The organism is uncultured Rhodospira sp. (assembly GCF_937138205.1).
Taxonomy (GTDB): domain Bacteria; phylum Pseudomonadota; class Alphaproteobacteria; order Rhodospirillales; family Rhodospirillaceae; genus Rhodospira.
Genome location: NZ_CAKZOT010000084.1, coordinates 1 through 10,558, shown reverse-complemented (window position 1 = coordinate 10,558; position 10,558 = coordinate 1). Strand labels below are relative to the sequence as shown.

General features: G+C 67.1%; 5 protein-coding genes. 4 read left to right on the top strand and 1 reads right to left on the bottom strand.

From position 1 onward, the window contains the following. Positions 1-606: 606 nt before the first annotated feature. Complete coding sequence (locus Q0309_RS12075; RefSeq protein ID WP_299441142.1) at positions 607-1,785, top strand: GGDEF domain-containing protein; 1,179 nt, start codon at positions 607-609, stop codon at positions 1,783-1,785. A gap of 48 nt (positions 1,786-1,833) precedes the next feature. Next, positions 1,834-3,381, top strand: coding sequence for a murein biosynthesis integral membrane protein MurJ (gene murJ, locus Q0309_RS12070; RefSeq protein ID WP_299441139.1), 1,548 nt, complete (start codon positions 1,834-1,836; stop codon positions 3,379-3,381). Between the two features lie 17 nt (positions 3,382-3,398). Here murJ and Q0309_RS12065 read toward each other — a convergent pair whose 3' ends face one another. Further along, positions 3,399-5,105, bottom strand: a complete 1,707-nt coding sequence (locus Q0309_RS12065; protein ID WP_299441136.1) for a PAS domain-containing sensor histidine kinase — start codon at positions 5,103-5,105, stop codon at positions 3,399-3,401. Positions 5,106-5,837: 732 nt separating this feature from the next. Between Q0309_RS12065 and Q0309_RS12060 the strand changes: the two genes are divergently transcribed. Continuing rightward, complete coding sequence (locus tag Q0309_RS12060; RefSeq protein ID WP_299441133.1) at positions 5,838-6,539, top strand: VPLPA-CTERM sorting domain-containing protein; 702 nt, start codon at positions 5,838-5,840, stop codon at positions 6,537-6,539. 463 nt (positions 6,540-7,002) lie between these two features. After that, positions 7,003-10,446 carry a transcription-repair coupling factor gene (gene mfd / locus Q0309_RS12055; RefSeq protein WP_299441145.1) on the top strand — a complete coding sequence of 1,148 codons (3,444 nt, stop codon included), beginning with the start codon at positions 7,003-7,005 and terminating at the stop codon, positions 10,444-10,446. The last annotated feature ends 112 nt before the right edge of the window (positions 10,447-10,558 follow it).

Sequence of the window (10,558 nt, the reverse complement as noted above, 5' to 3'; positions counted from 1 at the left end):
CAACAGAGCTTAATCTCCCAATCCGACTGTCTCAAAGTCGTTGACACGTTCCGCGGGTCATGACTTCGCCAAGGCAAATTCCCGACTGAGAGTGGAGCCTGTGAAGTTTTCGAGGTCCCTTCACGTTATACCGTCCGACGAATGAACTGACTTCATTCGTCGGACGGCCGGCGCGACTGCGCCGGCGCGGCGAAGCCGCGGAGCCGCGCGCCCCGAAGGGGCGCTGCGGCGAAAAAACAAAGACTCGGTATCACCGGCGCCCCGAAGCGACCAGCCGGACGAGTCAATCCAATCCTCGGGCGGTATTAACTGTGCGGCCCTTGTGACGGGTGGCCGATGATGCAAGGTGGGAAGGTGCCTGTGCGGCATGGCCGGCCTGACCGCCCAACCCCGAACACAATCAACCGCCTCCCGCGAGGCCGCAGGAGCGAGCATCACGGTTTCACCCATTTTCCATCCGGACATTTGACATCATTGGAGGTATAGTTGTGGGTGGCTTGGACGCCCGTGCGCGGACCAGGGCGATCGGCTGCCACGGCGGCTCGAAGCCGGGGCGAGGAGGACACGGGTCCGCTGAAGTGACCCACATCCCGAGTAACGCGTGCAATGCTTGACGATCTGGATATTCGAACGGCGCTGTTTGTCTCGCTCTTGGTCTCGTTCTTTTTTGGAATCGCGCTGACCTTTTACGCCTATAAGCACAAAAGATTTTGCGGCATATATACGGTCGCGGTTGGATTCATTCTGCTGGGCACGGGGTATATTCTCCTGGCCCTTCGGAATTACATCGACGATTTCCTGTCGATCCTTGTCGCGAACTCAATGATCTATATCTCGATTGCGGTGGTGCTGAAGGGGCTGTTGCGCTTTCTGGACATCAACGTGAGAGGCATTAATCAAATCGCGGTGGTTTTGATCCTGATCTTCATAGGAATGCTGTATTTCCATACATATGTTCATCCGAGCGTCAACGCGAGAATCATCGAGGGCTCCGCGTTTTGCGCTCTATTTTCCTTGATCGCCGTCTACGCCTTTTTCAGGGTGCGCAAGGCCTATGACCGCCTGCTCATGACGTTCCTGATCGGGGTCTTTTCGGCGTTCGCGCTCCTTCACGGGATCCGGGCGGTGTGGACGGTCACCGAAGCGCCCCTCTTCGACTTCATGAACGCCGGCACGCTGAGCACCATGACGGTGATCGCCTCGCAGATCATCGCCTCCTACACCTCGCTGCTGATCATCTGGATCGCCAGCGACACGCTGGAGAATGAACTCGCGACGATGGTGCGCACGGATCCCTTGACGTCGACGCACAACCGCCGCGCCCTCGAAGAATACTTCAATATGGAAATCGCGCGCGCGATTCGGAAAGGGCGGCATTTCTCCGTTGTTGTTTGCGACATCGACCGCTTCAAGTCCGTGAACGACAAATTCGGCCATCAATTCGGCGACGAGGTCCTGGTCCAGTTCGCCACACTCCTCAAGCAGAACGTCCGCCAGATGGACTTCGTCGCGCGTTATGGCGGCGAGGAGTTCGTGATCCTGTTGCCCGAGACGACGCGCCAGCAGGCGGCCCACATCGCCGACAAGCTGCGTCGGCGGGTGATGGAACACGGCATGATGGCTCCCGACGGCACCTCGCTGCACATCACGGCCAGCTTCGGCGTGGCCGAATCCGGACTGGACGGGACGGACAGCGACGCGCTCCTCGGCGCCGCCGACACGGCCATGTACGAGGCCAAACGCCAGGGCCGGAATCGTGTGGTGCTGGCCGGCGCGGAGCCATAAGCGCGTCGTCTCTTCCGCCCCGGCCCGCGATCGGCTATGCAGCGCCCCATGGCCCTTCTGCGCTCCATCGCCACGGTGAGTGGCTACACCCTGCTCAGCCGCGTCACCGGTTTCATCCGCGACATCCTGGTGGCCGGGATGTTGGGCGCCGGCACTGTGTCCGACGCCTTTTTCGTCGCCTTTCGCTTCCCCAACCTGTTCCGCCGCCTGTTTGCCGAGGGCGCGTTCCAGGCGGCCTTCGTGCCCATCTTCGCCGGCCTGATCGAGACCGACGGGCGCGCGGCGGCGCATCTGTTCGCGCGCCGGGCCTTCAGCGTGCTGGCGGTGATCCTGCTGGTGTTCACGGCGGCGCTGGAAGTGTTCATGCCGGTGGTCATGGTTGTCATCGCCCCGGGCTTCGACGCCGTGCCCGGCAAGATGGAACTGGCCACCGAACTGACGCGCATCGCCTTTCCGTACCTTCTGTTCATCTCCCTCGTGTCGTTGCAGTCGGGGGTATTGAACTCCTTGGGGTACTTCGCGGCGGCGGCGGCGGCGCCCATCCTGCTCAACCTGACCCTGATCGCCGCCCTGATCGGCCTGACCCCGGTCCTGGAGACGTCCGGGCACGCGCTGGCCTGGGGCGTGTTCGCCGCCGGCGTGATCCAGTTCGCGTGGCTGTTCTGGCATTGCCGGCGGGTCGGCATGACGCTGTGGCCGGTGGTGCCGCGCCTGACCGAACGCGTGCGCCTGCTGGGCAAGCGCGTCGTGCCCGTGGTGCTGGGCGGCAGCCTGTACCAGATCAACCTGCTGATCGGCACCATTCTGGCGTCGCTGCTGGCCGACGGCGCCGTCTCGTGGCTGTACTACGCCGACCGCGTGACGCAGTTGCCGCTGGGGGTTGTCGGCGTGGCGGTCAGCACGGCGTTGCTGCCGGCCCTGTCGCGGCGCCTGAAGGCGGGCGACCACACGGCCGCGCGGAACGACCAGAACCGGGCGCTGGAGGTCGCCCTGCTGCTCACCCTGCCGGCGGCGGCGGCGCTGATGGTCATCCCCGGCCCGGTGATCGGCACCCTGTTCGAACGCGGCGCCTTTTCCAAGGCCGACACGGCGGCGACGGCGGGGGCGCTGGTCGCCTTCGCCACGGGGCTGCCGTCGTATGTGTTGGTCAAGATCCTGGCCCAGGCCTTCTTCGCGCGCGAGGACACGGTGATGCCGGTGCGCATCGCCGCCGCCGCCATGCTCGCCAACATCGTCCTCAACGTGATCCTGATGCAGGTCTGGGGACACGTGGGGATCGCCCTGGCGGCGTCGCTGTCCAACTGGGGCAACGCGGCGGCGCTGGCCTGGGTGCTGCAGCGGCGCGGACACCTGGGGGTGGACGCGCGCCTGCGGGAACGCCTGCCCCGCATTGTCGGGGCCACGGCCCTGATGAGCGTGGCGCTGTGGGCCGGCGCCTGGGCGCTGACGGACCCGCTGGCCGCCGGCGATCCGTGGCGGCCGCTGGCCCTGGCCGGGCTGGTGGCGGGGGGAGTGATCGTTTACGGCACCGCCGCGCAGGTGACCGGCGCGGCCCGGTTCGACGACCTGCGTGCCATGCTGCGGCGGCGGCCATAAAGCGGATCGCGACGGGCCTATGCGCCCGCGCGCGGCAGGCGCACACAGACGACCGTGCCCGGGGTATCGTCGCTCCTGTCTTCGATCCAGATGTCACCCGAGTGGATGCCGCAGATCTTGCGCGCGACCGTTAGTCCCATCCCGGCCGAGATCGGCTCACCGGGCGCCGGCATTCGGACAAAGGCCTCGAACACCCGGGCGCGCATGGCGGTCTCGATCCCGCGGCCGTTGTCGCCGATCCTCACGACGGCGCCCTCGTCGTCGACCGTGGCGTCGACCGTCACCTCGGGCGCGACACCCGCCCGCGTGTAGCGCAACGCATTGTCGAGCAGGCCCCGAAACAGCACCCGCAGTAATCCGGGATCGCCGGTCACGGTCGGCAGGTCGCCCACCGTGACGTGGTCCCGCAACGACACCACGTCCGCATCCAGACAGGCGAGCGCGTCCCGTACCACCGGGCCAAGCGCGACCGGAACGAACGCCTGACGTTGGGTGACCACCTGGACGAAGCTTTGCAGGGCCAGCAAATGCTGTTTCATGCGTTGGCCGGCCGCCTGGGCGAACCCGATGTAGTCCTTGGTGTCGGGCGACAAGGCCGATCCGGCGTGGCGCTGCAGCAGATCGAGGAAGCTGACCACCTCGCGCACCGGTTCCTGGAGGTCGTGGGCCACAACCTGGCTGAACCGCACGAGCTCGGCATCCGCTTTCGCCATGCCCTCGACGCTGTTCTCAAGGGCGGAGAAGAACGCGCGCCGTTCCGTCAGGTCGGTCAGGACACAATGCGTCTGCACGAACTCGCCCCCCTGGGTGCGTCCGACCCGCCCCTCGAACGAGACGCGGCGCGCATCCCCGTCGGCCGTGATCATGTCGAACTCGACCCCGCGCGCGATGTTCTGCGCCTTGAAGGCCTCGAACCGGGCCGGAAAGCGGTCGCGGTCCGCCGGCGCCAGGAAATCACCGAACCACTGGCCGATCACCTGCTCGCGGCGATAGCCCAGCACGTCGAGCCAGGCGTCGTTGATCGCGATCACGTGGCCGTCGGCGTCGAGCGACTGATAGGGCACGGGTGCGTTTTGGAACAGGCGGCGGAACCTCTGTTCGCTCTCCTGCACGGCCGCCTGGGCCTGCTCCAGCGCCGCCACGTCGCGCAGGGTGATCACGGCGCCGATCAGCCGGCCGGCATCGTCGGTGAGGGGCTCGCCGGACACCTCCACCGGGATCCGGGTTCCGTCACGGCGGACCATGACCTCGCGGATGTTGCGGAAACTCTCGCCGGCGGCAATGCGGCCATGCACCGGACACGCCATCATTGGATACGTCGCGCCGTCGGGACGGCGGGGATGGAGGAGATCATGCATGGGCTGGCCCATCAGGCCGTCGGGCGAGGAATGCCCGAGCATGTCCGCCAGCGCCTGGTTGGCGAAGGTGCAGGTGCCGGCCACATCCACGCCATAGATGCCATCGCCGGAACAGGCCAGCAGGCGTCGCGCCTGATTCCCCTCCGCCCAGCCCCGGCGCAGCATGGCGCGCGTGCCGAAGAACAGGAACAGCCCGGTCACCGCGACGAAGGCCCATCCCTTGGCGATGGACCAGACGGCATAGTCCTCGACGCTAGGTACCACGGCCCGCAGCGCCGCGTCCGAGAACAGGATCCAGAGCGCCGCCAGGCCGACGTAGATCGCGGCCAGCGTCAACGCGCGGGCGCTGGAGACCGACACCATCATGCCCAAGACCCTTTGCCCCCTCCGCGCGGCGGATCTCACCCATCCGCCACGCCCGGTGTTCCATTGAGTATCACAATCTAAAGCAGCTTGGGGTTCGGTGGAAACGCTTTGGCGCCGCAATTGTCGGCGACCGACTCCGGTCTCGACGGCCAAGCATCCCTCTGTGCGCCACGCGACTCCATGGGCGGCCCCGGCGAGGCGTGCACACGGCCTGCCAATTCCGACTCGGTGTGTTGGGCTTGGCGCCCCCGGGTCTGCCCCGCGCATCCACCGAATGATGGAGGTCGCCGCCGAAAACGTGGGCAAATGACCCGAAAAATAGTGCGGCCTTATGCGCGTGCCTCCACCATCTGGTGGAGGCGCCTGCCCTGAACGCCTCCACCAGATGGGGAGGTGCTCGAAAAACAGGTTTACAAGCTGTGAACGCGGCACAATGATATTTATTGAAAATTGCTTGTATCCGGGCATCCCTGGCCCAACGTGTCGTCCAAGGGCCTTTCCGGGCAGGTCGAACGCTGGCTTCCGGATCCGTCTGGTCAAGCGTCAAGCAGGGACGTGCGGCGGCGCCACCGAAGAGCAGGGCAAACGTTGACCGCCAGGAGTTCAGACTCATCGCACCGGCGGACAGCCACCAAGGCAGCCGGTCTCGAGGGAGAGGGAGACAGGGCAATGAGATACTTTTCGCGAACGAAAACGGCGCTTGGGATCGCTGCGATGTGCGGTGCGCTGAGCATGGCCGCCGGCACCGCGCACGCGTCGCTGATCCAGAACGGCAGTTTCGAAACGGGTCCGACCGGCGGGCAGAGTGCGACCGGTCTCTATGGACTGACGTATTCGGAGCTCCTTGACGGTTCCGTGGGATCCGACGGTAACAAGGGCTGGGATGTCTACGCGGGGATCGACCATTGGTCCTCCAATCAGGGCACCGGAATCGAGGTTCAGACGGAGGGGGCCATCGGCTTCACGCCGAAGGACGGCGACTACTACATCGAACTGGACAGCGAGGACGTCACCGGCTCGGACGCCAACAGCAACGCGTATCAGACCGCCATCAGCCTCGCGGCCAATACGCTCTACAATCTGACCTACTGGTTCACGTGGCGGGAAGACTCGTCGGCGGCTGACAACCAGATCACCGTGACGCTCTCCGATGGTGGTGGCGCCGTCGAAACGTGGGATCCGAACACCCAGTACGATGAAACGGGCACGATCCCGGATTGGCAGTTCATTTCCCATGCCTTCAGTGTTGATGCCGCTGGCGACTATACGCTGGCGTTCGCGGCCACGCCCGTGGGCAGCGGCAACGAGTTCGGCGGGTTCATCGACGACGTTGCGCTGAACGCGGTGCCGCTGCCGGCCGCCGCGTGGTTCATGCTGACCGCGCTCGGTGGTCTGATCGGTACGCGTTGGCTGAAGAAGGGCCAAGCTGCGTAAGCCATCCAGCCGAGAGCAAGGTGTCAGACCGCCTCTGGTTCCGGCCAGGGGCGGTTTGCCTTTTGTGCGCTGACGCGCGGGCGCCGGCGTCGGCCGGGTCCGCCTCGTGGTCGACACCGAACGCCGCTGTTTGAGGGGCGTGACGGGCGGCCGTCACGTGCATCAAGACGCTGTCCACCGACACACAGGCCATCGCCGGCACCCCGCCATCGTCGACCCGCACGCCAAGGCGGCGTGCCTAGGTGAGCGGCCGGCGCGCCGATCTCGGTTTGGACGCGGCCGCGGCCGGGCGTCGGCGGCCCCGGCCGTGCAATCAATTGACTTCCGCCGGTGGGACGCGCTATGTCCGCGCTCCCCCTGGTGGACCACCGTGTGCCCGCCGTTTCCGAAGTCCCGGCCCGTGCTGAAACGACAGATCGAGAAGGCCCTGCACGAGACCACGGGCCGCGTCACCCTGGCCGGGATGCCGGAGGGCCACGACGTCCTGGTGCTCGCGGCCCTGGCCCGCGCCCGCAAGGGCTGGCCCGTGCTGCATGTGGCGCGCGACGACGTGCGGCTGGCGACCGTGGTCGAGGTCGCCCGTTTCATGGCGCCGGACCTGCGGGTGCTGGACCTGCCAGCGTGGGACTGCGTGCCCTATGACCGTGTCTCGCCGCACGCCGACATCCTGGCCCGGCGCATCGAAACGCTGGCCGACCTGGCCGCGCGGCCGCCCGACCAGTCCACGCCCGGGCCGCTGCTGATCGTCACCACCGTTAACGCCATCACCCAGCGCCTGCCGCCGCGCGAGTCGCTGGCCGGGTCCGCCTTTCCCATCGTGAAAGGTGAGGCGCTGGACATGGAGGCCCTGCTGGGCTTCCTGGCCCGCACCGGATACGTCCGCGCCGAACAGGTGATGGAGCCGGGCGAATACGCCGTGCGCGGCGGCTTGGTGGACCTGTTCCCGCCTGGGCAGGCCGATCCGTTGCGCCTGGATCTGTTCGGCGACGAGGTGGACGGCCTGCGCGTCTTCGACGCCGTCAGCCAGCGCACCACGGGCGAGGCCGAGCGCGTCGTGCTCAAGCCGATGAGCGAACTGACGCTGGACGACGCCTCGATCGCCCGGTTTCGGTCCGGCTATCGCGAGCTGTTCGGCGCGCCCAAGCGCGAGGACGCGCTGTACGAGACCATCTCCGCCGGGCAGGCGTTCGCCGGCATGGAGCATTGGTTGCCGCTGTTCCACGACGGCATGGACACGCTGCTGGCCTACGCGCCGGACGCCGTGGTCACCCTCGACCCCGACGCCGAGGCCGCCCGCGCCGCGCGCTGGGAGCAGATCGAGGAATACCACGCCGCCCGCCGTGACATCGCCCTGTCGGGCTCGGGCGAGGGTGGCCTGATCTACAACCCGATCCCGCCGGAGCGCCTGTACCTGACCGATGAGGACTGGTCGCGCCTGCTCGGTGCCGCGCCGCGCGTGTTCGACCTGTCGCCTTATGCGCCCGCCGAGGTGGCCCCGGACACCGTGGACATGGAGGGCCGGCCGGGCCGCGACTTCGCGGACGTGCGCGCCCGCACCGGCGAGAACGTGTTCGAGGCCGTCGCCGCCCACGCCGGCGAGCGCATTGCCGCCGGGAAGCGGGTGGTGCTGGCGGCGCACTCGCTGGGCTCGCGCGACCGGCTGGGCGGGCTGATCCGCGATCACGGATCGGCGCCCGTGGAAACGGTGGAAAGCTGGGCGGATCTGGCCAAGGCCCACAAGGATGCCCTGGCCCTGGTGGCGCTGGGCCTTGACCGGGGGTTCGAGACGCCCGAGTTGGCGGTGATCGCCGAGCAGGACGTGCTCGGCGACCGTCTGGCCCGGCCGCAGAAGAAGAAGCGCAAGGCCGATTCCTTCATCCGCGATGCCTCGACCCTGGTCGAGGGCGATCTGGTGGTGCACGTCGATCACGGCATCGGCCGCTATGACGGGCTGGAGACACTGACCGTCGGCGGCGCGCCGCACGACTGCATCCGGGTGATCTATGCCGGGGAGGACAAGCTGTTCGTCCCGGTCGAGAACATCGAGGTCCTGTCCCGCTACGGCTCCGAGATCGCCGGGGTTCAGCTTGACAAGCTGGGCGGGGTCGGCTGGCAGGCGCGCAAGGCCAAGCTGAAAAACCGCATCCGCGACATGGCGGAGCAGTTGATCCAGGTGGCCGCCGCCCGCCACCTGCGCAAGGCCGACGCCTACGCCCCGCCCGAGGGCCTGTATGACGAGTTCGCCGCGCGCTTCCCCTATGCCGAGACGGACGACCAGTTGCGGGCCATCGGCGAGACCATCGACGACCTGGGCAAGGGCAAGCCCATGGACCGTCTGGTTTGCGGCGACGTCGGCTTTGGCAAGACCGAGGTGGCGTTGCGCGCGGCCTTCGTGGCGGCGCTGTCGGGCCAGCAGGTGGCGGTGGTGGTGCCCACGACCTTGCTCGCGCGCCAGCACTACAAGACGTTCAGCGAGCGCTTCGCCGGACTGCCGGTGCGGGTGGGGCACCTGTCGCGTCTGGTCACCGGCAAGGCCGCGACGGCGGTGAAAACAGAACTGGCCAGCGGCACGCTCGACGTCGTCGTCGGGACGCACGCCCTGCTGGCCAAGTCGATCCACTTCAAGAACCTCGGCCTGCTCATCATCGACGAGGAGCAGCACTTCGGCGTCGCCCACAAGGAGCGGCTGAAACAGCTCAAGAGCGACGTTCATGTGCTGACCCTGACCGCCACGCCGATCCCGCGCACCCTGCAACTGGCGCTGACCGGTGTGCGCGAAATGAGCCTGATCGCCACGCCGCCGGTGGACCGTCTGGCCGTGCGCACGTTCGTGCTGCCGTTCGACCCGGTGGTGATCCGCGAGGCCATTTTGCGCGAGCGGTATCGCGGCGGGCAGTGCTTCTACGTCTGTCCGCGCCTGAAGGACATCGACGAGGTGGCCGAGCGGCTGGAGTCCCTGGTGCCCGAGGTCAAGGTGGCGGTGGCGCACGGCCAGATGGCGGCGCGCCAGCTTGAGGACGTCATGACCGCCTTCGCCGACGGGCAGTACGACATCCTGCTGGCCACCAACATCATCGAGTCCGGCCTCGACATGCCGCGCGTCAACACCATCATCATTCACCGCGCCGACATGTTCGGGCTGGGCCAGCTCTACCAGTTGCGTGGCCGCGTCGGCCGGGCCAAGGCGCGCGGCTATGCCTACCTGACCATCCGCCCCAACCGGAAGCTCTCCAAGGCGGCCGAGAAGCGGCTGGATGTCATGCAGACGCTCGACACTCTGGGGGCCGGGTTCACGCTCGCCAGTCACGACCTGGACATCCGGGGGGCGGGCAACCTGCTGGGTGACGAGCAGTCCGGCCACATCCGCGAGGTGGGTATCGAACTCTACCAGCACCTGCTGGAAGAGGCGGTGGCCGCCGCCCGCTCGGGCGAGGGCCTGGAGGCGGCCGAGGAAACCTGGTCGCCGCAGATCACCCTGGGCTCGCCGATCCTGATCCCCGAGGGCTACGTGCCCGACCTGGGGGTGCGGCTATCGCTGTACCGGCGCATCGGCGACGTGACGGCGGACGACGAGGTGGAGACCCTGGCCGCCGAGATGATCGACCGCTTCGGGCCGCTGCCGACCGAGGTCGAGAACCTGCTCAAGGTGATCCGAATCAAAGTATTGTGCCGCGCCGCCAACGCCGAGAAGATCGACGCCGGGCCGAAGGGGGCGGTGATCACCTTCCGGGGCAACGACTTCCCCAACCCGGCGGGCCTCGTCCAGTTCATCGGCAAGAACACGGCGACGGTCAAACTCCGCCCCGACCACAAGCTGGTGGTCAAGCGCGACTGGGCCGACGCGGCCCGGCGGTTGCAGGGGTTGCACCGGCTGATGAAGGATCTGGCCGGAGTGGCGGGGGGATAGGGGGCGCAAGATTGCACTGCCAAAATACGTTCATTGAGGGCAAGTTTGTGCTGCGCATTCAGGGGAATCGGGTGAACGGGTCATGCCGTGACGACGCTTGCGAGGTAGTCGT

Coding starts and splice junctions, on each gene's coding strand:
- Q0309_RS12075 (WP_299441142.1), top strand. CDS start 607: ATGCTTGACGATCTGGATATTCGAACGGCGCTGTTTGTCTCGCTCTTG.
- Q0309_RS12065 (WP_299441136.1), bottom strand. CDS start 5,105: ATGATGGTGTCGGTCTCCAGCGCCCGCGCGTTGACGCTGGCCGCGATC.
- murJ (WP_299441139.1), top strand. CDS start 1,834: ATGGCCCTTCTGCGCTCCATCGCCACGGTGAGTGGCTACACCCTGCTC.
- Q0309_RS12060 (WP_299441133.1), top strand. CDS start 5,838: ATGGCCGCCGGCACCGCGCACGCGTCGCTGATCCAGAACGGCAGTTTC.
- mfd (WP_299441145.1), top strand. CDS start 7,003: ATGCCGGAGGGCCACGACGTCCTGGTGCTCGCGGCCCTGGCCCGCGCC.